This is a genomic window from Seonamhaeicola maritimus, from assembly GCF_008056315.1.
GTDB classification, from domain to species: domain Bacteria; phylum Bacteroidota; class Bacteroidia; order Flavobacteriales; family Flavobacteriaceae; genus Seonamhaeicola; species Seonamhaeicola maritimus.
In genome coordinates, this window is record NZ_VRKQ01000004.1 from 1,009 (window position 1) to 1,236 (window position 228).

Genomic DNA, 228 nt, shown 5'->3' on the forward strand with positions numbered 1-228 from the left:
GCTTTTGGCTTCAAATGGTGAAGATTTTTTCACCAAAGCTCTGTATACTTTGGTGATATAAGTATGTCTAAAACTATATAAACCATAATCAGCTCCTAATCCAAAAGTATCTTTTACCAATTTTTTAAAGCGTTTAGTGAAATAGTCACGCTTGTTATCTTCATGTGTATCCCAATCACCACCTATTTGGTTAGGAGTAAACAAATAAGACTCTCCATTTAACTTTGA

At 32.5% G+C, this 228-nt stretch carries 1 pseudogene; it reads right to left on the reverse strand.

Features of this window, described 5'->3' with window-relative positions:
* A pseudogene (locus FUA22_RS00025) lies at positions 1-228 on the reverse strand (site-specific integrase); the annotation flags it as partial.